Genomic DNA, 23,401 nt, shown 5'->3' on the forward strand with positions numbered 1-23,401 from the left:
AAAATGAAGATTACAGAAAAAGATTTCGGCCAAGGTTATCATTTGATAACCTTGGAGAATAAAAACAAGCTAGTACTTTCTGTCTCTGATTTAGGTGCTAGGATCGTTCGTTTAAAAACAAATGATCAAGAATTAGTTTTGGGATTTGACACCGCTGAAGAATATATCGAAAAAGACCCGTATATCGGCGCATCTATCGGTCGCACCGCAGGGAGGATCGAAAATGGCCGCTTTTCTCTCAATGAAAAAACTTACCAACTAGCTATAGATCCAAAAACTGGGCATAATCTGCATGGTGGTTCTCCTGGATTTGAATTAAAAAAATGGTCTTATGTCATTTTGAATGGCGAAAATGAAGCTTCTGTCATTTTTACTACTACAAGTCCCGACGGAGAACATGGTTTTCCAGGTACATTGGATGTGGAAGTCCGTTATACTTTGACACAAGATAATATCTGGCGGGTGACCACTCGCGGCATCAGCGATCAAGATACTTTATTCAATCCGACAAATCATGTCTACTTCAACTTGACGGGAGATGCTTCTCAAGCGATCGATCAACATGAGCTTTGGCTCAATAGTGAAGCTTACGCTCCTTTACGAGCAGACAGTATTCCTATAGGAGTAAAAGAAAATACTGCAGGAAATGCTTTCGATTTTCAAACGCCTAAAAAACTAGCGTCCGTTTTTGCTAGTGATTTGGATCAAAAAGAACTCGTTGACGGAATCGATCATCCATTTTTCTTAAAAGAATCTGGCTTGGATAAAGAAGCCGCTCGCTTGACTAGTCCGGATAAAAAAATCCAAGTAGATATCGCTACAGATGCTTCTAGTATGGTTATTTTCACTGCAAATTTCGGTCCAGAAACACCAGAAATGCGTGGTCGAAAACTGGCACATCACGGCGGCATCACATTTGAGACTCAAACAGCTCCAGGGGCAGAGCGCTTCTCAGCATTTGGTTCGATTCATTTAAAAGCCGGATCAACATTTGAAACAGTGACAGAATTCAAAATCAAAACAAGAGAGGAATAACTCATCATGGAAATCAAAAGAAGCTTAAACACAAAATTTGCCGAAACATTCGGCCCTAAAAAAACGACACAATACTTCTCGCCAGGTCGCATCAATTTGATTGGTGAGCACACAGATTACAATGGCGGTCATGTCTTCCCTGCTTCTATCACCTATGGAACGCAAGGTGTCGCCGCACCTAGAGACGATAATAAAATATTAGTTTATTCCACAAACTTTGATGATATCGGTGTCATCAGTTTTACTTTAGACGAGCTAGAATATGATAAAAAAGCAAATTGGGCAAATTACGTAAAAGGAATGGTCCTTAAATTAAAAGAAGCTGGACACCCAATTGATCATGGATTTGAGTTGTTGGTGGAAGGAACAATCCCTAACGGTGCAGGACTTTCCAGTAGCGCTTCATTAGAATTATTGGTAGGTGTTGTATTAGAAGATCTGTTTGATTTAAAAACAGATCGTTTGGAACTAGTCCAAACGGGTAAAAAAGTAGAAAATGAATTCATCGGTGTCAATTCAGGTATCATGGATCAGTTTGCCATCGGCTTCGGTGAGCTAGATCATGCGATTTTGTTAGATACAAATACGCTGAAATATGAAATGGTCCCAGTGAAACTAGATGGTTATGCAATCGTCATCATGAATACGAATAAACGTCGGGAATTGGCAGATTCAAAATACAATGAACGCCGCAGCGAATGCGAAGAAGCCTTGGCACGTCTGCAAAAAACTTTGCCTATCTCTTCTTTAGGAGACTTAGATGAAGAAGAATTTGAATCAACTATTGACCAAATCGGTGATGATACATTGATACGCAGAGCTCGTCATGCTGTTTATGAAAATCAACGTACTTTGAAAGCAAAAGCTGAATTAGAAGCTGGAAACTTGGAAGCATTTGGACAACTGCTAAATGATTCTCACCACTCTCTTCGCTATGATTATGAAGTGACTGGGATCGAGTTAGATACACTAGTGGACGCTGCTCAAAAACAAGAAGGTGTCTTAGGTGCACGAATGACAGGAGCTGGATTTGGCGGCTGTGCGATTGCTCTTGTCAAAGAAGAAAATATACCTGCCTTCAAAAACAATGTCTATGATGAATATATGAAAGTTGTCGGCTATGCTCCAGAATTTTATGTTGCACACATTGGAAATGGGACAACAAAGATTGATCCAGAAGCCGTTCATGTTTGATAGAAAAATCAATGAACACAGCTAAATAAACAAATACAAATAACCTCTCAGCAATTTTCAAACATGAGCAAAAGGCTCACATTTGAAAATTGCTGTTTTTTATTGACACAAAAAGGGAACGTGTGTTCTAATTATGTAGAAGAGGTGATTGTTATGTGGGCGAATCAAAATCCAGTATTTGTTTATGAAAAAGAACCTTCACGAGATATTTTATGTATTGACTGCAAATCTTTTTACGCCTCCGTAGAGTGCGTGGAAAAGGATCTTGATCCCCTTACAACTAAATTAGTAGTAATGTCCTATCCGTCTGATTCGACAGAAACACGGGGTAGCGGATTAATCTTGGCTTCCAGTCCTGCAGCAAAAAAAGCGTACGGCATCACCAATATCAGTCGTGCCAGAGATTTACCCTTCCCCTATCCAAGTGATTTATATATTGTTGCTCCAAGGATGGCCTATTATATGGAAAAAAACAGAGAAATCAATACTATCTATAAAAAATATGCAGATGAAGCGAACCATCATGTCTATTCCGTTGATGAAAGCTTCCTTGATGTAACAAATAGCATGGCACTCTTTGGTAAAACGAATGCGTACGACATGGCTAAACTGATCCATAAAGATGTATTTGAACAGACCGGAATCTACACGACTATAGGAATCGGCGATAACCCACTACTTGCTAAACTAGCCTTAGATAATGGCTCAAAAGACGGAAAACAAATGATTGCTGAATGGCGTTATGAAGATGTCCCAGAAAAGTTATGGACAATCTCAGATATCACTGACTTTTGGGGAATCGGCAAACGAACAGCAAAACGACTGAAACAAATGGGTATACATTCGGTTTATGATTTAGCTCACGCGGATTATTATCACTTGAAAAGCACGTTAGGGATCATCGGTACTCAGCTTTATGCCCATGCTTGGGGAATCGATCGAAGTTTTTTAGGGCAAGAATATATACCGAAATCAAAAAGTATCGGAAATAGTCAAATTCTAGATAGAGATTATACGAGGCAAGAAGAAATCGAGATTGTTATCAAAGAAATGGCCGATCAAGTCGGTACCCGCTTGAGACGATCTGCAGCAAAAGCACAAGTAGTCAGCTTATGGGTAGGATACTCCTTAGGTTATCTTGATCCAAATGGTAAGACCGGTTTTCACCAGCAAATAAAAATCGAAGCGACAAATGCTAGCAGAGATCTAGCAGAGGCTTTATTGACCATTTTCCACCAGCATTACCGCTGTCAGGATATTCGGCGTATAGGTGTGAACTGTTCCAACCTCGTATACGCGACAGGTTTACAGCTTAACCTTTTTGAAGATCCTGAGAAGCAGATAAATGAAGCGAAAGTTGATTTTGTAGTCGATACGATCAGAAAAAAATACGGCTTTAAATCAATCATCCATGCGCATAGTCTCTTGCAAGGAGGACGCGCCATCGCACGTAGCTCTCTCGTTGGTGGGCATGCAGGTGGGATGAGTGGATTAGAAGGTGGAAAAGATGAGACGGACAGCAAAAAAATTCATTGACTATAACGAGTATCGAGATCGTCCATTTGGATTAAAATGGGGAACCGCTTTTGCGATGGAAGAACTAGTCAACGGTATCAAAAAAAATGAAGAAGAAGCACGCAAACAACCTATCCCTAAACAACAAATGACATTACAAGAAATCGATAGTATACTGACAGAAGCTTTTTTATCTCGTAAAGCAGTAATCATCCAGCTCAATTTAACAGATGAATTTGGAAGACTCTTAGATGAGGTTGAAGGTCATTTCATTGGTGAAGCCTATGAAGATTATTTTATGATCGACCATCAGCCGATAGTTTGGGAAGACGTACGGCATATTGAGTTAAAAGAAACAAAAAAATGGTTTGTGACATGAGAGGCTGTTCAATCAGCGTTTTGATCTTATTATTAGCTGATTGAACATCGTTTAGTGGAGATTGCGAAAAAGTCGCTTAGTTTTGAGTATCAAGTCAAAGAGCTGATTTCACAACCTCTCTCTATCCATCTATCCGGTAAGATTCATGCATCACGTCTTCTTTGTTTAGTACGTAGAACCCTTTTTCTTCTGACCATTCGACATAAATCAGCTGTTTTACGTCTGCATAGCCTTCTTTCTTTAAATTCTCCAGAAGCCACGATTCATCTAGTTGATTGGATTGAAGTACTTTATGCTGGATTTGTCCTTCATCCACTAGCAGGATCGACAAAGCTTTGTCATCATCTGATTTTTTCAATACACTCATTTGACCGGCATTCTCTAGGATAACATGTTTGGCATTTTCAAGAGAAAAGCATTCCTGCTGTCTTAAGATTGCTCGCAATTGCTCCATCTCGATATGGTTATTTGCCAACTCTGTCATGTTGATGACGCCGTCTTTGATTAAAACAGAGGGCTCGCCTTTAACCCAGCGATTGACTTTTTCATTTTTTTGGACGATACGTTCGATACCATAAATCATTACTGCCCAAAGCGCAATGGCAAATAGGACATGGCCTACATGGACATTGTCATCATAGGTTGATTCTTCTAAGATCCCCCCTAAAACAAGCGTATAGACTAAATCAAATGGTGTGATTTCCGACATGGATTTCTTCCCAAGCAAACGCACCACTAATAACAAGCCGATCAATCCGAATACCAGTTTCATTGTGATTGAAAAAACCATTCTTTCTCCCCCTAACTATCTGTTAATTAAATTATATATGCTTTCTCTCAAACACGCATGGAATATACAAGGAAGAAATGCATCCTTTCACTAAAAAAAGGACTGTGACACGAGTCGTGTCACAGTTCCTTATTCCGAACAAAGGGTGTTCCAGAAGTAGCTTCTTCGAAAAATAAGCGAAATTTCACAAAAATTTGAGAAGCAATTTTCGTAAATTCCTTCTTATTTCTTGAAGCTGACCACTTCTGTCACAACCTCTTTTCAAATATTTCGTTTCCTTATTCTACAAATGGTTCTTCTCCTAGTGCTTGTTGAGCGGCTAGATTCAACATGCTCCATTGTCGGTCAAAACCTGGTTGGAAGAAGAAGTCGGCTTCTGCCAGTTCTTCTAAAGTCAGTTTATTTTGGATCGCTAGTGCCAACACATTTCCTTGACCTGTAACATCATAGGTAGATAATACTGCTCCTCCTAGCAATTGATGGGTCATTGGATCTGAGAATAATTGGATGGACACTTTTGGATTTCCTTGTTCTTCTGGTACATATTTTGGTCGTAACGTATCTTCATAATAAGACACTCGTACATCTACTCCTGCTTTTGCTGCAGTGAAGCTATTCAATCCGCTTGCTGCAAAATGGTAGTCGAAGACACTTAATGCGGAGGAACCTACGACTCCGCCGAACGGTTTATTTGGTACTTCTTCAAAAAGATGTTTTACTACATAACGTGCTTCTCTACGTGCAACAGTCGCTAAAGCAATCGGCATTTTTTTGCGTGCTGGGATAGAATAAGCAAGTGTAGCATCTCCTACTGCATACACATCTGGAAGATTTGTTTGCAAGTATTCATTCGTTTGGATCCAGCCACGTTCATCTAAGTCGACGATCCCTTTTAACCATTCAGTATTTGCCTTCACACCAGCAGCTTGGATGACTAGATCTGCTGGGATTTCTTTTTCACTTGTTTTGATTGCTTCCACTTTTCCGTTTCCGGTAAAGGCTTCGATTTTGACGTTTGTCAAAACTTCAATACCGTTTTCATTTAGGTGTTGTTCTAAAATGTCTGTCATCTCAGCATCTAAATATGTGCCTAAGGGTCTGTCGATCACATCAAGCAAGACGACTTCTTTCCCAGCTTTTCGGCTTGCTTCTGCTGCTTCGATCCCAATGTAACCAGCACCTACGACAGCGATTTTTTTAATAGCCGGATCATTTAATTTTTCTTTGAGTTTGGTTGCCCAATTGTATCCACGCATCAAGTAGACATTTTCTAAATCTGCCCCTGGTACTGGCAAATTGTTTGGTTTGACACCAGAACTCAAGATCAATTTATCATAAGGATATTCTTTTGTTTCGTTATCTGATGCGCTAGTAACCGTTACTGTTTTTTTATCTGCATCGATCGTTTTTACTTCGTGATTATTTAAAATATGAACATTGGATTGCGGAAAGTTTTCTGGTCTGAAATTACGTACATCATTTACATCTGTTACCTTGTCTTCTAGATACAGCTCCATACCGCATGACATGAAGGAAACATAGTCTCCTGCTTCAAATAGCGTGATATCTACATTTTCACCGTATCGTGTCAATAGTTCCAAGATCGATTGATGCCCTCCATGAGATGCACCTACAATGACAACTTTGATTTTTTCCATTGATGAAACCTCCTTGAATATTCTTTTAAAATCATTCTAAACAATTTAAACTTAACATTACATCAGTTATGAATCAAAAGAAACGCGTTCATTTGAACCAAATTTAAAAAACAATCGGCAATTTGCAGAATATACCGCAAAGATGCCGATTGTTTTTTGAGAAAATTCATGAATCACTGTTCTGTTAAAAAGTCTTTGATCCGTTTGCACGCTTCATGTAAGTTTTCCATACTGCTAGCATAAGAAATTCGTATATAGCCTTCTCCTTCTGGGCCAAATGCAATGCCAGGGATACACGCAACTTTTGCCTGTTCCGCTAAGTCTACACAAAACTGCCAAGAGTCGGTTTGAATGACAACTGGGAGTTTGCAAAATAAATAAAATGCACCGTTTGGCTGAGTCACTTCAAATCCTAAAGGCGCCAATTGCTGGACCAGATAGTCTCTTCGTGTTTGATATTGCTCTTTCATGTTCTCGCTATCTTTTACTCCATTTATTAGCGCTTCAGCCGCAGCTTTTTGCGACATCGTTGTAGCCGCAGTCACCAGATATTGATGGACTTTAATTAGTTCGTCAATAAGGGCTTTTTGAGCAAAAATAAACCCCACTCGCCAACCAGTCATCGCATGTGACTTGGATAGCCCGCTTATCACGATTGTTTGTTCCGGAAGATAAGAAGCTATGGACATATGCGTTCCAGTGTAAGTCAATTCAGCATATACTTCATCACTTATAACAAATACCGGATATTTTTTTAAAACTTCAGCGATTGCCTCCAACTGGCTTGCAGACAATGTCGTCCCAGTTGGATTGTTAGGATAATTTAAAATGACTGCTTTGATAGCTGATCCATATTGTTCAAATGCTCGTTCAAATTGTTCCGGCTGACAGACAAACCCTGTGTCAGAAGTATCTATCGGGATCAATTCAGCACCAGCTAGTTCCACTAATGGCTGATATCCTGAATAAGCAGGCGCTGGAATAAGAACCTTGTCTCCTTCTTCTAAAACAGATAACAATGCAGAGGCAATCGCTTCCGTTGCACCAACCGTCGTCAAAACTTCCGTTTGCGGATCATAAGTTAATCCATAACGCTGCTGCTGAAACATACAAGCAGCTTCCCGCAGTTCCTCCAGTCCTCTCATTCCGGTATAGTGAGAAAAGTCTTCTTCAATCGCTGCTATTCCGGCTTGTTTGACATGTTCGGGAGTCGGAAAATCCGGTTCTCCCAAGGTGAGCTTGATCACATCTGGTATCGACGATATTTGCTGATCGAATTGCCGTATTTTAGATACTTCTATTCTAGAAAGCCTAGGATTAAATTGATTGGATAAATTCATCATTATTTACTCGCTCCTCTTTTGAACTGCTGTCGATTTCTTCAAGAAGATTTTCTGTAAAAAGAATCGTTTTGTACCATTCTACACCATTTTCTAAAACATCCATATCAAAATCGAACGTCGGATCATGTAAAGCAGGGGTATCACCGACACCTAAAAAGAAAAATACACATGGATATTGTTGCGTATATATGCCAAAATCTTCGGCTTGAAGAACTGGATCCTCTAATTCATGTAGTTTGTTTGAATCCGACAATGCTGCGTATAAGCCTCTATGATTGATTACAGCTGGATAGCCGTCATTATAGCGGAAAGAAATAGTAGCTGCAGAGTGAAACTGTTCTGCTAAATGAGCTAATCCCCTCTTCAAATAATTTTGCATATCTGAACTGTAAGAACGGATACTTCCGGATACAATAACTTCTCCAGCTAAAACATTCCGGATCGTTCCACCTTGGATTTGACCAAATTTCATTAGATGATTCCACTCTGCCGGTAATTGCCGATCAAAATCATAAACATTCTTCAAAAATCGTACAGCTGCCTCCAGACTATCTATTCCTTTTTCACTAGAAGCAATATGCGCGGACTGGCCCTTGATGATGATGTCTGTTTCACTGCTTTGTGCCATCAAAGGTCCTGGTCGAGAAAAAACTTCTCCTTTCGCTAGTCCAGGCCATAGATGAAAGCCAAATATTGCTTGTACTTCATATTTATCTAACAATCCTGACTGAATAACACTTTGTGCGCCGCCGGAAATTTCTTCTGATGGCTGATAGATCAGTACTACATTATAAATAAGCTCCTCGATGTGTTCAGTTATAAAGTCGGTCAACCCTAAAAGCATCGCCATATGTCCGTCATGACCACATGCATGCATGTACCCTTCATGCTTAGAAGCAAAAGAGAGATTTGTTTCTTCTTTGACTGGCAGTGCATCGATATCTGTTCGAAAAGCAATCGTTTCTTCTTGTTGATTATCAAAATAAAGAAGCAGTCCTGTTTCGCCGATTTCATGGATAACGGCTCCACTATTTTTTACTTGTTCATATAAATATTTTTTTGTTTTGAATTCATGAAATCCGATTTCAGGAATTTGATGGAGTGCCATTCGATATTCTTTCAGCATCCGTATTCACCATCCCTTCATAGATACCCTTCACTACGGTTTCATACTGATCATTCGGTACACCGATGATTAGATTCAACTCCTGTGCTCCTTGTGATAAGATCGATGTGCGAATTTCTAATTTATTCAATATCGATAACACTTTTCCAGATAAACCGATCAATTCTTTATGCGGTCCGCCAACGACAGAGATCAAAGCTAAGTCTTCGATCACGACGATTTCTTCCACGCCAAGTGTTTCTTTTAATTCTTTTGTGATGAGAAATAATTTATCGGCAATCGCTTCTGCTGAGACGATCACTCCGATATTGTCGATCCCTGAAGGAATATGTTCGATTGATATCTCATGTTTAGCAAAAATGCTCATTGCTTTCCAGATAAACCCGATTTCATCGGACATATGACGTTTGAATAAAGTGATCGAAAGAAAATCCTTGCGTCCAGCTATTCCTGTCAGTCCATTTTCCTTTTCCACTTCGTGATTCGATATTTTTGTTCCTTGAGCGAAAGGATCATTGGTATTTTTTATTTGGATGGGGATATCCGCCTCTTGAACTGGGAAAACAGCTGCTTCATGAAGAACATTAGCCCCCATATAAGCCATCTCTCTCAGTTCTCTAAAAGAGATTTCCTCGATGATTTTAGGATGATCGATGATTCGCGGATCAGCCATCATGATTCCTGAAACATCTGTCCAATTCTCATAACTCGCCGCTTGTAGCATCTTCGCCAGTAACGCGCCAGTAATGTCGCTTCCCCCACGTCCCAATAATTTTTCTTTGCCTGCAGGGTTTGCCCCGTAAAATCCTGGAACAACCATTTTCGGATATCTTTTAAATGCTTTTGTGATTTCCTGTGCTGTTTTTTCCTCATCGATTTTTCCATCATAGTCAAAGAACAGCAGGTCCTTTGCATCAATGAACTGGTAACCAAGATACTCAGCCATCAGTCGAGCAGTCAGATATTCACCTCTGCTTACTAAATAATCTTCAGTTATCTTTTCATCTTCCAGTTGTTTTTGTATGCGTGCCAGTTCCTCTTCCATAGGTAACTGCAGGTCAAGAAGGTCTCTTACTTGAATGAAACGTTCACAGATCCTTTCCCAAAGGGGTGTCCAATCAACATGATGCTGAAGGTAGGCATAAATCAAATAAAGTAAGTCTGTTACTTTGTCATCATCTGATGTACGTTTGCCTAAAGCAGAAACAACGATCACTTGACGATTGGGATCTGAAAGAACAATTGTACGGACTTTTTTGAATTGTTCTTCATGAGACATCGATGTTCCGCCGAATTTTGCTATTTTCAGCGTATTACTCATCTTGCCACCTCCGCTATTTTCTGCATTAAAGCTGCAGCAATCTGTACGGCATTCGCAGCGGCTCCTTTGCGTATGTTATCGGCAGTTGTATAGAACAACAGTCCGTTCTCTAAAGAGGTGTCTTTTCTGATCCTCCCAGCATAAACCGTATCTGTTCCTCTAGCAAGAATGCTCGTTGGATATTTATGTGCTGCTAGATCATCTTCTAATTGGATTCCTGGAAACTGACTGAGACACTCTTTAACTTCTTCAATCGTAAACTCTTTTTGCAACTGAACGGCCACCGAGACTCCGTGTCCATTCTCGATTGGCACACGTACACAGGTTGCTGATACTGGCAAATCAGGCTGATGCAGAATCTTACGGGTCTCATTTATCATTTTCTGTTCTTCTTTGGTATAGCCGTTTTCCAAAGGCTGATCGATTTCTGGAATCACTGTTTGACTAATATTATAAGGATACAAAGCTGGTTCCTCGTCATTTTGCGTGCGGTAAAGATCTTGGATACCTTTCTGTCCAGAACCAGAAACTGCTTGATAGGTCGAATAATTGACTCGTTGGATTCCAAAGGCTTCTTGTAAAGCTTTAAGCGGTAGTACCGCTTGAATGGTTGAACAATTTGGATTCGCAATCAGCCGATTCAATGTATAGTCTTCAAGATTGACCTCTGGAACGATCAATGGAATATCCGAATCTTCTCGCCATGCCGAGGAATTATCTATAACAAATAATCCTTGACTTCTTGCGATTGGCGCAAACTCTTTGGATACAGAAGCACCTGCAGAAAATAGCGCTAAATCATATCCTTCAAATGAAGTTTCTGTCAATTCCTGTACAGTGTGTTTCTTCCCCTTGAATACACAAACTTTGCCAGCTGAACGTTTTGACGCTAATAATTTCAATCGTCCTACTAGAAAATCATATTCTTCTAACACTTTGAGCATCGTTTGTCCGACTAATCCGGTTGCCCCCACAATACAGGTATCTATTTCGCGCATTTTTCTCCATCTCCTCTATAATTCGCGTAACGCAGCAATCAATGCTGTATTTTCTTTTGTCTGATCATCACTTATTTTCAAGACACGTGCAGGTATTCCACCGACAACAGTGCCTGCTGCCACATCTTCTAAAACCACTGCTCCTGCTGCCACGACTGCATCTTTTCCGATATGGACACCTTCAACAATCACTGCATTCGCACCTACCAGCACGCCATCTTCTACGATAACCGGTTTAGCCGATGCGGGTTCGATTACACCTGCTAAGACAGCTCCTGCACCAATATGGCAGTTTTTGCCCACTGTCGCTCGTCCACCTAAGACAGCACCCATATCAATCATCGTGTTTTCACCGATTACTGCACCGATATTGATAATCGCTCCCATCATGATCACGGCATTGTTGCCGATGGACACTTGATCTCTGATAATAGCACCTGGTTCGATACGGGCATTGATTTTTTTGATATCCAGCAAAGGAACTGCACTGTATCTTGCAGCAGTTTCGATTTCGATTTCAATGATTTTTTCCGCTTCAGCTTCTAAAACCGGAGCAATCGACTCATAGTCACCAAAAACAACGAAGCTGTTTCCTTCACCAAAAACTTTGCTGTCTTTAAATTTGATTGGCTCGGTTACATTCAGATAGACTTTCACAGGCGTCTTTTTAGATGCCGTTTGGATGTAGCGGATGATTTCTTGAGCTTCCACGTTTCTTACACCCCTTTATCCATTAATAAATCTTCTAATTTGTAATAACCTGGTGGCTGATTTTTCAACCAGTCCGCTGCTTCTACTGCACCTGCAGCAAAGATTCGATTAGAAAAAGATTCATGTTTGACCGTAAATACTTCATCGGGAGCTGCAAACATTACCTCATGTTCACCAGGTAAAGAACCTGCACGAATACTGTGTACACCAATTTGATTTTCTTCTCTTTTTTGTCCTTGCCAGTTGTATACAGGCTGAAGCTTTTGTACTTCTTGGATTGTTTGAAGCAGCATATTCGCGGTACCAGATGGTGCATCTTTTTTACGACTATGATGTTTTTCAATCAGTTCGATCTGCCAGCCTTGCAACATTGCAGCTGCTTGCTTGATCAGTTGGTTCATCACCATGATGCCTAACGAAAAATTAGCACTATACATCACGGGTACCTGCTTGGCATGTTCTTCCATTTCTTGGAGCTGTGATTGTGTATAACCTGTCGTGCCAATGACTAACGGAAGTTGATAAGACAAGCTATACGAAAGGATCATCTCTAAATTATCTGGATGAGAAAAATCAATAAGCAGTTCTGGCAGTTCCGTAAAAGCAAGCGTAGTTGCTTCTTTAGGTGCCGTCCGTAAAAGAAGGACCGTATCTCCTCTTTCTTGTGCAACTTCTTCGACTCTATTCCCCATCTGTCCACTGCCAATCAGTCCGATTTTCATTTTTCAACCGTCCTTTCTCTTAGCAAAAGCTGAGCTAATTGTTTCTTTTTCTCTTCCGAAAGGGACACTAAAGGCAGGCGTAGAGGTCCTGAAGGTAAATTTAATAATGACATAGCTGCTTTGACAGGAATAGGATTGGTCTCACTGAACAAGGCATGGATCAGCTCAAGTGCATTTAATTGTTTTTCTTTTGCTTGCTGCCATCTTCCCTCCATCGTATCTTTTACTAACTCATGGACTATTGTAGGCTGGATATTTGCCCATACACTGATTACACCGCTCCCTCCTACACTCATTACTGGCAGGATCAAATCATCATTTCCGCTGTAAAGGCTGAATTTTTCGCTAATCAATCGAGCGGCATCCATCACATAAGCCATATCTCCTGAGGCTTCTTTCAAACCAATGATATTAGGATGTTCTGCTAAATCTACTAGTACATGGATTGGAATCGACATGCCTGTTCTAGAAGGGACATTATATAAAATAAGCGGAATTGGTGAAGCTTCTGCAATTGCTGTGAAATGAGCAGCTAATCCTGCATCACTTGTTTTGTTGTAGTAAGGAGTGATGACCAAAAGTGCATCTGCGCCCAAAGAAGCAAAATGCTTCGCTTTTTCAATCGTTTCTTTCGTATTATTCGTTCCAGCTCCTGCAATCACCGGCACACGGCTAGCCACTTTCTTTACTGTCAGTTGAAGGATCTTCTCCTCCTCAGATTGTGTGAGTGTAGAAGATTCTCCTGTTGTACCCAAAACTAATAATCCGTCTGTTTGTTCATCTAAATGGAATTGGATCAATTTTTCCAAACCAGCATAATCTACTGATCCCTCTTCATTCATCGGCGTGATTAGCGCCACGATCGAACCTTTTATCATCTTCATTCCTCCAATATTCTTGTCCATTCATGAACTGCTGGACCAGCCATTTGTATCGTATCCTCACCAGAGATCATCAAGTCTCCTTGTTCCAAGTGAACGACTACCTGATCTGCTGAAATCTTCCCAGTTTCCTTCGCAACCGCATAAGAGGCACAGCAACCTGTACCGCAAGCAAGTGTCCACCCTACTCCTCTTTCATAGGTACGGACGGTCAATTCTTGTTCATTGACTACTTCTACAAAGTTGACATTGGTTTTTTCTTTGAATAAAGGATGATGACAGATCAGTTCGCCTCTTTTTTTCCAGATTTCCTCACGCGCATTTTCAACAAAAACAACGGTATGGATCGTCCCTAAAAATAAACTAGTGATCGTTACTTTTTCGCCACCAATCTCTATTTCCTGGTTTTTTATTGGATAAGATTGTGCAGCTTTGATTTTTTCTGGAGAATCATCTGGCACTCCCATATCTACGCTGCAATAAAAAGGTGAGGGATCCAACACCGTAATTTTTCTTGTGCCTGCTAACGTCTCTACGTTGAATTCCTGTTCATCCATCCTATTTTGATCATTCACATATCGAGCAAAACAGCGAATACCATTTCCGCACATAGGGGCACGGCTACCATCTTTGTTGTAATAGATCATTTCCAACGGATCGGTTTTTACGGCGATCAATCCGTCTGTGTCATATTTTTCTTTTGCGCATAAAGAAGCGGCTAATTGACTATAATCCGTATCCTCTGTGTAATCTAATAAGATAAAATCATTTCCACAGCCATTATATTTATGAAGGATCATAAGAAACTTCCCCCCTTAGTAGATCAGAAAATGCTTGTCTGCGAACAACCAGTCTCGATTGACCATTATTGACAAAAACAACTGCTGGTCGTGTCGCTCGATTGTAGTTGCTGCTCATCGAGTATCCGTAAGCCCCCGTGGAATAAACAGCTAAAAGATCACCTGATTTTGCTTTCGGCAAATAAGTTTCTTTGATTACCACATCTCCTGATTCACACATTTTTCCTGCAATCGTCACTTTTTCTGTTTTTTCTTCCGACAGTTTTTCTGCTAAATCACAATCGTATGCTGCCTGATAAAGAGCTGGGCGGATATTATCTGTCATCCCGCCATCTACAAAGTAATATTTTTTATGTGGTGTCTTTTTGATGAAGCCAATCGTGTATAGTGTTGTACCAGCTTCCCCAACAATACTTCTTCCTGGTTCGATCAGTAGTTGACGAATCGTCAGTTTTCGTTTGTCCAAAGCTTCTTCCGTATATTCAATCAGCTTTTTTAGTGCCTCTTCGATTGGGATTGGCTGATCATTTTGTGTATAACGAATCCCGAATCCTCCCCCGAGATTCAAGGAAAGTGGTTGCTCAAAATCGGTTAAGTAACTCGTCAATTTGTCGATTTCAGCTAGCCAAGCAGTAACATCAAAAATTTGTGACCCAATATGGGCATGAAAACCTTCTAACTCTAGATAACTGCTTTCTTTTATCAATTGGAGAGCTTGCTGACACTCTTTACTTTCATAGCTCATGCCGAATTTTGAATCAATATGTGCAGTGACGATATATTCATGAGTATGGGCTTCTACACCGACATTCAACCGAAGCATGACATCGACTTTTTTAGAATAGCGTTGGCTTAATTCTTCTAATAACTCGACTTCCATCAAGTTATCGGCAACAACATGCAACAACTCATTTTCAAGTGCATAGATCAGTTCTTCTGGGGTCTTGTTATTACCATGGAAATAAATAGCATCTCTAGGAAAATCAGCTTGCAAAGCGGTATAGATTTCCCCACCGCTGACAACATCCAGCCCAAATCCATATTCATGGACTAAACGTAGCATCTCAATCGTTTGGAATGCTTTAGAGGCGTAAAGCACTTTTGTATCAAAATGCTTCGATACAAAGCCTCGCTTGAATGACAGCATCGTTTGTCTCATCTTTTCTTCGTCATACACATACAGAGGTGTCTGATACTTTTCTGCTAATGTGCTTGCTGTGACTCCGCCAATTATCAATTCTGCCATTTTTTCATTCCTCTTTTCACATTTTTTCCGTTTTTATTGGAATTTCATTTGATAAAGATTTGAATTTTATTGGAATAATATTATACAAAATTTTCTGAATTGTCTAGTATATTTTGAAACATTTTTTTAAAACAAAAATAAAAATGGGTACAAAAAATAAAATATCCGAACTATCAGAAGAATATTCCTGCATACCAGCAGAGGTTTATCGCTGTTTAGCGATGATAAACCCTTTTTACTTCCATATCGTTCGGATATCTTAAATTTATGAGTTATTTCAACTATTTTCACGGTTCCATGATATTGAAATAGTTGTTTGTATCTGCTTTAAAAAACATGGACCAGTTTCGTGGTTCACCCGAGGAATCAAGCATTTGCTGGAGGAATGTTAATCTTTTTCCTTCATAAATGAGCGTGACCTCCTCTTTGTCTGAAGAAATAGGATAATAAGTCAAAATTCCTTGCCAGTAATCGATGAAATAAGTCGTTGTCAATGAATGGATTTGACCATTTGAAAGTTGCCAATCATCTGTGAACTTTACCATGCCCGTCTGTTGTTTTTTGGTCGAAATAGTATGGATGCTTAAATAATCCAGCAACATTTCTCCATTCATCTGTGCCGATAACTCTGACGAATCAGCCGATTCAATTGAAAACAAGTCCACATCTTCCTTTAATTCCAGTGCTCCAGTCAAGTACTCATTTCGCCAAGCCCCAGATTCCGATTGATACCCCAATTGTGTCAACGATCGTCGGCAAAGCGCTCTTGCTTCTTTATTTTCAGGATCTGCGTAAATGACCAAATTCGTAACTTTTGCCGCCCATTGATAATTTCCTTTTTCATAATCTTCATGTGCTTTTTCTAAGATGGCCTCTGCTCCACCCATGTACTTTACCATTTGTTTCGCTTCCTGTTCAGGAGGAAGCGGATTTAAATTCACCGGATTTGAATCATACCAACCGATATACTTTTGATAAACCGCCTTGCTATTATGAGCAATCGTTCCGTAATATGGTCTTAGATACCACTGGTTTGTCAGCTCTTCTGGCAAAGCGACTTGTTCTGCTAATTCGTTTATGGTATACCCGGCATTGACAGCTTTAAGTGATTCATCATGAATTCCTTTATATAACCGTGCTTGGTCTAGTAAATACCTGTTAATAGCATCTGGTTCCTCCTCAGTGGCGTACCGCGGCCAAGTATGCGCATGGAACAATACTTTTGCTTTTGGTCCATAGCGCCGTTGTGCCTCGATAAGGTATCTTGACCAGCTTTTTCCATCTCGTATCTGTGCCCCTCGCAGAGTATAAAGATTATGCATCGTACAAGTGCAGTTTTCTGCCATCCAAAGCGCTTGATATGCTGGAATATACGTATTCATTTCGGCAGGGGCTTCTGTGCCAGGGGTCAATTGGAAATCCAGATCTAATCCATCGATAGCGATTATTTTATTTTCAGTGATCTCACAAGTAGGAAGCTCAAAACTGATCGTGCCTGTAGATTGTCCTTGTCCAATCCCAACAGATAAGGAACCAAATGGACTTTTTTCTAAGGAAGAGCCATATTGAAAGACTGCTCTTCTTCCCATGGCCTTCCCTACCATAAGGTTCTCAGAAATAGCAGCTTCCGTAAATCCTTCAGGTACATAAATCGGAACAGAAGGATCTACGTTGAAGTCTTTAAACAAACCGCGTATGCCACCAAAATGATCGACATGGGAATGACTGATAATGATTCCTGCAAGATTCCCCTCCACTTCTGGATACCCGTTTTCATTAAACCAGCGATCCGCAAACTCAATCGATGCTCTTGAACATTCGATACTCATCAATGTATCAAAGACAATCCATTTATTGTTTGGAGTAAGAACCAGTGTGAGGTTGGCCATATCAAATCCCCGTAACTGAAAGATTTGCTCAGTGACACGAAAGAGACCCGTTTGATGGTTACATCGCGCATTTTCCCAAAGACTTGGATTCGCACAGTTTGGACATTCCTCTTCTAAAAATGCATAAGCTTTCTGGCTCCATATAACTTTTCCGTCTTGAATAATCTCTAAATGGTTAAAGGGAGCGACACAATTCTGGCTAGCTAACATAAATTCATGATTATCCGCAAAGTTCAATTGTTTTTTTACGTTGCTATTTTCTTTCTGTGTCTCTTTCGTCGTATGCTTCTCCATTATTCAGCCTCCGTTTTCTCTTTTTAAACTAATTTAATTATAATATTATTTTAATATAAAGAGAAAGAACACGCTGTCTTGGTTATACAAGCAGTAGGAAAATAAAAGGAAACATGGCAATTTGAAACTATTTCAAATATTTATAGGCTTCGATAATCTCTTCGTACTTTTCTTTCGCATTTTCTTCTACGGATTTATCTGGATGATACTTCATGACTTTTTGTCGATAGGCATGTTTGATCTCTTCTTTTGTTGCCTGTTCATCTACACCTAAGATCAGCCTAAAATAAGCTTCCAGTTCAAAAGGCTCGTTGATTACTAAAGAAGTTTTTTCGTTGTTCCTATTTTGATCAGATGATTGTTGCGTATGCTCAGAAGTATCTTTCTTTTCATTTTTTTCTTTGAGTAAAAAAGTGAATAAATACGTACACTTACGAAAATACTTATTCAAAGAATGATAAACAACTAAACGGATACCAATTGCTACGAGAGAGACCGGAACTGTCAGCAAAATATTCCAAATCAAAGCTAATTGAAAAATAACATTTAATAAATAAAAAACAGTAACTATCGTCATACATGATCCTATGATCTGCAATGGATAAATACCATAAAATTGTAATAGACTAGACAACAGCAGGTAACTCAGTGGAATGCTTAAAAGAATAAATAATTTTACAGATAGATGCGCTTCTGTAAATCGTTGAAAATAATGGATGATAGGCTGAAAAAATTCCAATAATTCAATATATCGCCCACCTATTTCATTCGGAAGGAACATCGAAAACAAAACAACAATTATGTACAAAGCCACTTCTGGAAATGCAAGCGTTACAATTATTTCCCACAACAAAAAAATCAAAAGATAAAAAAACAGTAATAGGATGAATCCCATAAAGATTCCTCTCTTTCAAAATATTCGACAGATCACATCTTTCAATTAAATTGTATTTCAAAGTGTAAATAAAACAAATACTTTTTTATTTTTCAATCGGCTGATTCTACAAAAAACCTCTTGAAAGGCAGATCGGATGATCCACTTTTCAAGAGGACAAGCTATGTTATTCAACTTCTTATCAATTCGTCAGCTCATTATTTTGACGCACGTTTTACATAAGAACCTTCTGCTGTATTGATTTCCAATAATTCATCTGTTTCGATGAAGTCAGGAACATTGACCACTAAGCCAGTTTCCATTGTCGCTGGTTTACCTGAACCAGTAACTGTTGCACCTTTGATTGAAGGTTGTGTTTCCACGACACGCAACACGACAGTTGTTGGTAATTGAACACCGATAACTTCGCTACCGAAGAATTGGATTTTTACTTCCATGTTTTCTAGAATATATTTCATTTCTTCTTCTACTGTTTCTACAGGAATTTCATATTGTTCATATGTTTCCAAATCCATGAAGAAAGCTGTATCGTCCATCGTGTACAAATATTGCACAGGTTTTGTGTCGATATGTGCTTTTTCAAATTTTTCTTCTGGTCTGAATGTTGTGTCGTATGTTGCGCCTGAACGGACATCTTTCAGTTTCATACGCATAACTGTATTTCCTTTACCAGGTTTATGGTGGCTTGCATCCAGAACTTTAATCAATTTACCGTCTTGAACGAATGTCATACCGGCTCTTAAATCACTTGCTGAGATCATTATTTTTGCTCCTTCTTTTCTTTATCATAATCAACTTTATTGTATCAGACAACCGGTCAGAAAACTAGAGTATTCTCTATCTTTTAAGGTTTCATGACTATTTGTCAAAAAAAAATAAACACGGGTAAACGATACTATCGAAAATTTTTTCCTTTCAAGCCTTTGACTTTTATTTTTTTTTTATGCTATCGTTAATAAAAATTTTACTTGGAGGGATACACATGACAGTCAGCAACCAAAAACAATTGAATCGTTGCTGTTGTATGGTGCGTAAAAGCAGCATACTATTTGTCATGTCTATTAATTGCCCTTCATAGAATGAGTACCAGATAACTTATCTTTTTGTCTACTCAATTTTTCTCTATGTCTTTCAAGGAGCTGATTTAATAGTCAGCTCCTTTTTTTATTATCTTTTTTAGGAGGTCCATATGATTATCTCGACAATTACAGAAGCTATTGGTTCTACACCGCTTTATCGCTTTGACAATCAGCACTATTCTATGCCTAAAGGTTCTGCTATTTATGCAAAACTGGAATATTTAAATCCAGGAGGAAGTATCAAAGATCGATTGGGCAGTTATTTAATCAAAGAAGGACTTGCCCAAGGAAAAATCAATGAAAAAACGACGATCATCGAGCCGACTGCCGGAAACACAGGGATTGGGATTGCTCTGGCCGCACTCACGCATCAGTTAAGAACGATTTTTGTTGTTCCAGAGAAGTTCAGCTTAGAAAAACAACAATTGATGAAAGCATTGGGAGCAAAGATCATCCATTCTCCTAGTGAGAAAGGAATCGTCGGTGCCATCAGCAAAAGTAAAAAACTTGCAGAAGAGATATCGAACAGCTATCTGCCTCTTCAATTTGAAAATAAAGATAACCCCGCTGCTTACTATCATACGTTAGGGCCGGAAATCTTTCATGAAATCAAAGAAGATATCCATAGTTTTGTGGCGGGGATCGGTAGCGGTGGAACCTTTGCTGGAACTACTACCTTTTTGAAAGAAAAATATCCCGACATTCGAATAATCGGTGTAGAACCAGAGGGCTCTGTGTTAAATGGCGGAGATCCAGCCCCTCATGAAATTGAGGGTATCGGTGTAGAATTCATTCCGCCGTTTCTTTCTCCCCTTTCAATCGATCAGATCGAGACAATCTCTGATATAGAAGGGTTTAACTATACTAGGCAATTAGCACGAGAACAAGGACTATTAGTTGGAAGTTCGAGTGGTGCGGCTTTTGCAGCAGCATTAAGAGAAATTCGTCGTTTACCACCTGGTCATCGTGTCGTTACGATTTTTCCAGACGCAGCAGACCGCTATTTATCAAAAAACATTTACTTATAGGAGGAAAGAAACATGCACATTCAAACAAAATTGATCCACGGAGGCATCAGTGAAGATTCCACAACAGGAGCTGTCAGTGTACCTATTTATCAAACATCCACTTATCGGCAAGATGGAGTCGGTCATCCTAAACAATATGAATATTCAAGATCTGGTAATCCTACTCGTTTTGCATTGGAAGAACTGATTGCTGATTTGGAAGGGGGTGTTCGAGGATTCGCTTTTTCTTCTGGTCTTTCTGGGATTCATGCCGTTTTTTCTCTTTTTGAAGCTGGCGATCATATCTTATTAGGAGATGATGTCTATGGAGGAACATTCCGTCTATTTGACAAGGTTCTTACTAAAAATGGTCTCGAGTACACGATCATAGATACGAGCAATCTTGATAAAATAGAACAATCCATCCAACCCAATACAAAAGCACTTTATCTTGAAACACCTAGCAATCCACTTCTAAAGATTACTGATTTAGAAAAAAGTGCCACTCTGGCTCATCGACATGGATTGATAGTTATTGCTGACAACACATTTGCTACTCCTTATTTTCAAAGACCATTAGATCTTGGTTCTGATATCGTTGTCCACAGCGGCACCAAATATCTAGGCGGACACAGCGATGTAGTAGCTGGTCTAGTGACTACTAGACATAAAGAGCTGGCTGAGCAGATCGGATTTTATCAAAATGCTATCGGTGCCGTTCTTGGTCCTCAAGATAGCTGGTTACTTCAGCGTGGAATCAAGACTCTAAGTGTTCGTATGGAGGAACATCAAAAAAATGCTTTTGCAGTAGCTGATTTTCTTTTCTCTCATCCAGCAGTAGAAAAGGTCTACTATCCAGGATTACCCGATCATGAACTTTATGGAATTGCTAAGCAACAAATGAGTGGCTTTAGCGGAATGGTTTCTTTTACTTTAAAAAATGAAGCAACTGCTATTCCTTTTGTTGAATCTCTCCAACTATTTACTTTAGCAGAAAGTTTAGGTGGCGTAGAAAGTTTAGTAGAAATTCCCTCTGTCATGACTCATGCGTCTATTCCAAAAGAAAAACGTGAAGAGGCTGGCATAAAGGACGGCTTGATCCGTCTTTCTGTAGGAATTGAGTATGGTCAGGATCTCATAAACGATTTAGCTCAGGCATTTGACACAATCAAGAACTAGAAAGTCCGCATAAACGGTTTAGCAGAAAAATCTAAAAAATATTTCAGATTGCTACACCTTGGAAACGATAAGTGTTAGAATCAAGTAGAAAGACGTTTTTGTAAATTTCACTAAATAATTCTTTAGTGGAAAACATCAAAACAAATGAACAAATAGATAGGAGTCTTATAAATGAGAATGAATGTCGAAAGTTTTAATCTTGACCATACGAAAGTCAAAGCACCTTATGTACGTGTAGCCGATCGAAAAACAGGTGCACATGGCGATGTCATCATTAAATACGACGTCCGCTTTAAACAACCAAATAAAGAACACATGGATATGCCAAGTCTGCATTCATTGGAACACTTGACTGCTGAACTAATCCGTAATCATGCAGATTATATCGTAGACTGGTCACCAATGGGATGCCAAACAGGATTTTACTTGACTGTATTGAATCATGAAAGTTACGAAGATATTTTAGATGTTCTGGAAGCAACAATGAAAGATGTCCTTGAAGCTACTGAAGTACCAGCAAGCAATGAAACACAATGCGGCTGGGCTGCTAGCCATACATTAGAAGGTGCACAAGCCTTAGCTCGTGAATTTTTAGCAAAACGCGATGAATGGTCTGAAGTAGAAGCATAGTTTCTAAAAGAACGTAAAGGTGAGAAGCAATAAAGCTATCTTATCTTCGTAGTCGTTTTATTAACTATTTATTGTCTGAAAAGAGTACTAAACGAGAAAACAAATAGCTAGTTTTCAGTTTAGCACTCTTTTTATCATATAATAGAAAGGAGAAAATTTTATGTCTATCTATAATTTTGAAGTTGCTTTAGAAGACGGCACAGTTTATTCATTGGAAAAATATGCCGGCAAACCAATAATCATCGTCAATACTGCAACAAAATGCGGCCTAGCACCGCAATTCGAGCAATTAGAAAAACTTTATCAAACTTATCAGTCACAAGGTTTGGTTATATTAGGCTTTCCTTCGAATCAATTTAAACAAGAACTAGCTTCAGCGACTGAAGCAGCAGAAGTTTGTAAAGCCACTTATGGCGTTACCTTCCCTATGCATCAATTGATTGATGTAAATGGAGAAAATACAGATCCTCTTTTTACTTATCTTAAAAATGAAGCTCCTGGTACGGTCACTAAAGCCATAAAATGGAATTTCACTAAATTTTTGATTGATCGAAATGGAATAGTAATTGAACGATTTGCACCACAAACTTCTCCATTGAAAATGACTACTGCAATTGAATCCGTTCTTTAACTTAATAAAAATAAAAAAAGATGAACTATTTCTAGTTCATCTTTTTACCTTTGCGTGGCGACGTCCTACTCTCACAAG

22 protein-coding genes are annotated in these 23,401 nt (G+C 39.3%); 8 read left to right on the top strand and 14 right to left on the bottom strand.

Annotation, left to right across the window (positions count from 1 at the left end):
- Positions 1–3: 3 nt before the first annotated feature.
- From HMPREF2961_RS10630 to HMPREF2961_RS10645, 4 genes are all read left to right on the top strand, one after another.
- Positions 4–1,035, top strand: coding sequence for an aldose epimerase family protein (locus HMPREF2961_RS10630; RefSeq protein ID WP_002314507.1), 1,032 nt, complete (start codon positions 4–6; stop codon positions 1,033–1,035).
- A gap of 6 nt (positions 1,036–1,041) precedes the next feature.
- Complete coding sequence (locus HMPREF2961_RS10635; protein ID WP_002314506.1) at positions 1,042–2,229, top strand: galactokinase; 1,188 nt, start codon at positions 1,042–1,044, stop codon at positions 2,227–2,229.
- A gap of 153 nt (positions 2,230–2,382) precedes the next feature.
- Complete coding sequence (locus tag HMPREF2961_RS10640) at positions 2,383–3,765, top strand: Y-family DNA polymerase (protein ID WP_002291409.1); 1,383 nt, start codon at positions 2,383–2,385, stop codon at positions 3,763–3,765.
- Positions 3,737–4,123 carry a hypothetical protein gene (locus HMPREF2961_RS10645; protein WP_002314505.1) on the top strand — a complete coding sequence of 129 codons (387 nt, stop codon included), beginning with the start codon at positions 3,737–3,739 and terminating at the stop codon, positions 4,121–4,123. Before HMPREF2961_RS10640 ends, HMPREF2961_RS10645 begins: the two co-directional genes overlap by 29 nt.
- Positions 4,124–4,244: 121 nt before the next feature.
- Here HMPREF2961_RS10645 and HMPREF2961_RS10650 read toward each other — a convergent pair whose 3' ends face one another.
- From HMPREF2961_RS10650 to efp, 14 genes are all read right to left on the bottom strand, one after another.
- Entirely contained in the window at positions 4,245–4,913 is a 669-nt protein-coding gene (locus HMPREF2961_RS10650) for a DUF421 domain-containing protein (RefSeq protein ID WP_002308119.1), read from the bottom strand.
- Positions 4,914–5,191: 278 nt separating this feature from the next.
- A complete protein-coding gene (locus HMPREF2961_RS10655) occupies positions 5,192–6,571 on the bottom strand; it encodes an FAD-dependent oxidoreductase (protein WP_002314504.1) in 1,380 nt (459 codons plus the stop codon).
- Between the two features lie 173 nt (positions 6,572–6,744).
- Positions 6,745–7,914, bottom strand: coding sequence for a pyridoxal phosphate-dependent aminotransferase (locus HMPREF2961_RS10660; RefSeq protein WP_002314503.1), 1,170 nt, complete (start codon positions 7,912–7,914; stop codon positions 6,745–6,747).
- Positions 7,889–9,040 (bottom strand): M20 family metallopeptidase, encoded by a 1,152-nt coding sequence (locus HMPREF2961_RS10665; RefSeq protein WP_002291404.1) that lies wholly within the window; start codon positions 9,038–9,040, stop codon positions 7,889–7,891. Before HMPREF2961_RS10665 ends, HMPREF2961_RS10660 begins: the two co-directional genes overlap by 26 nt.
- The gene (locus HMPREF2961_RS10670) at positions 9,000–10,361 is read right to left on the bottom strand and encodes an aspartate kinase (RefSeq protein ID WP_002291402.1); all 1,362 of its coding nucleotides are present in this window, start codon (positions 10,359–10,361) and stop codon (positions 9,000–9,002) included. Before HMPREF2961_RS10670 ends, HMPREF2961_RS10665 begins: the two co-directional genes overlap by 41 nt.
- Positions 10,358–11,359: an aspartate-semialdehyde dehydrogenase gene (locus HMPREF2961_RS10675; RefSeq protein WP_070704753.1), complete on the bottom strand. Its 1,002-nt coding sequence runs from the start codon at positions 11,357–11,359 to the stop codon at positions 10,358–10,360. The genes HMPREF2961_RS10670 and HMPREF2961_RS10675 overlap by 4 nt, the downstream gene beginning before the upstream one ends.
- Positions 11,360–11,374: 15 nt before the next feature.
- Positions 11,375–12,070, bottom strand: a complete 696-nt coding sequence (gene dapD / locus HMPREF2961_RS10680; RefSeq protein WP_002314500.1) for a 2,3,4,5-tetrahydropyridine-2,6-dicarboxylate N-acetyltransferase — start codon at positions 12,068–12,070, stop codon at positions 11,375–11,377.
- Positions 12,071–12,075: 5 nt separating this feature from the next.
- The gene (dapB, locus tag HMPREF2961_RS10685; RefSeq protein WP_070704756.1) at positions 12,076–12,792 is read right to left on the bottom strand and encodes a 4-hydroxy-tetrahydrodipicolinate reductase; all 717 of its coding nucleotides are present in this window, start codon (positions 12,790–12,792) and stop codon (positions 12,076–12,078) included.
- On the bottom strand, positions 12,789–13,670 hold the full coding sequence (gene dapA / locus HMPREF2961_RS10690; RefSeq protein ID WP_002314498.1) for a 4-hydroxy-tetrahydrodipicolinate synthase: 882 nt from the start codon (positions 13,668–13,670) through the stop codon (positions 12,789–12,791). Before dapA ends, dapB begins: the two co-directional genes overlap by 4 nt.
- Before the next feature lie 2 nt (positions 13,671–13,672).
- Positions 13,673–14,473, bottom strand: coding sequence for a diaminopimelate epimerase (gene dapF / locus HMPREF2961_RS10695; protein ID WP_002314497.1), 801 nt, complete (start codon positions 14,471–14,473; stop codon positions 13,673–13,675).
- Positions 14,460–15,719, bottom strand: a complete 1,260-nt coding sequence (lysA, locus tag HMPREF2961_RS10700) for a diaminopimelate decarboxylase (RefSeq protein WP_070704759.1) — start codon at positions 15,717–15,719, stop codon at positions 14,460–14,462. The genes dapF and lysA overlap by 14 nt, the downstream gene beginning before the upstream one ends.
- A 287-nt stretch (positions 15,720–16,006) precedes the next feature.
- Entirely contained in the window at positions 16,007–17,902 is a 1,896-nt protein-coding gene (locus HMPREF2961_RS10705) for an alkyl/aryl-sulfatase (RefSeq protein WP_002314494.1), read from the bottom strand.
- Between the two features lie 127 nt (positions 17,903–18,029).
- Positions 18,030–18,797 (bottom strand): J domain-containing protein, encoded by a 768-nt coding sequence (locus HMPREF2961_RS10710; protein WP_070704762.1) that lies wholly within the window; start codon positions 18,795–18,797, stop codon positions 18,030–18,032.
- Between the two features lie 197 nt (positions 18,798–18,994).
- Positions 18,995–19,558 (bottom strand): elongation factor P, encoded by a 564-nt coding sequence (gene efp / locus HMPREF2961_RS10715; protein ID WP_002289434.1) that lies wholly within the window; start codon positions 19,556–19,558, stop codon positions 18,995–18,997.
- Between the two features lie 428 nt (positions 19,559–19,986).
- Between efp and HMPREF2961_RS10720 the strand changes: the two genes are divergently transcribed.
- From HMPREF2961_RS10720 to HMPREF2961_RS10735, 4 genes are all read left to right on the top strand, one after another.
- Positions 19,987–20,904, top strand: a complete 918-nt coding sequence (locus tag HMPREF2961_RS10720; RefSeq protein WP_002314491.1) for a PLP-dependent cysteine synthase family protein — start codon at positions 19,987–19,989, stop codon at positions 20,902–20,904.
- Positions 20,905–20,916: 12 nt separating this feature from the next.
- Complete coding sequence (locus HMPREF2961_RS10725) at positions 20,917–22,062, top strand: cystathionine gamma-synthase (RefSeq protein WP_002292688.1); 1,146 nt, start codon at positions 20,917–20,919, stop codon at positions 22,060–22,062.
- Positions 22,063–22,233: 171 nt separating this feature from the next.
- The gene (locus HMPREF2961_RS10730) at positions 22,234–22,692 is read left to right on the top strand and encodes an S-ribosylhomocysteine lyase (RefSeq protein WP_002289439.1); all 459 of its coding nucleotides are present in this window, start codon (positions 22,234–22,236) and stop codon (positions 22,690–22,692) included.
- 160 nt (positions 22,693–22,852) lie between these two features.
- Positions 22,853–23,323, top strand: coding sequence for a glutathione peroxidase (locus HMPREF2961_RS10735; RefSeq protein WP_002314490.1), 471 nt, complete (start codon positions 22,853–22,855; stop codon positions 23,321–23,323).
- Positions 23,324–23,401 lie beyond the last annotated feature (78 nt).

It is taken from the genome of Enterococcus sp. HMSC076E04, from assembly GCF_001814285.1.
GTDB classification, from domain to species: domain Bacteria; phylum Bacillota; class Bacilli; order Lactobacillales; family Enterococcaceae; genus Enterococcus_B; species Enterococcus_B lactis.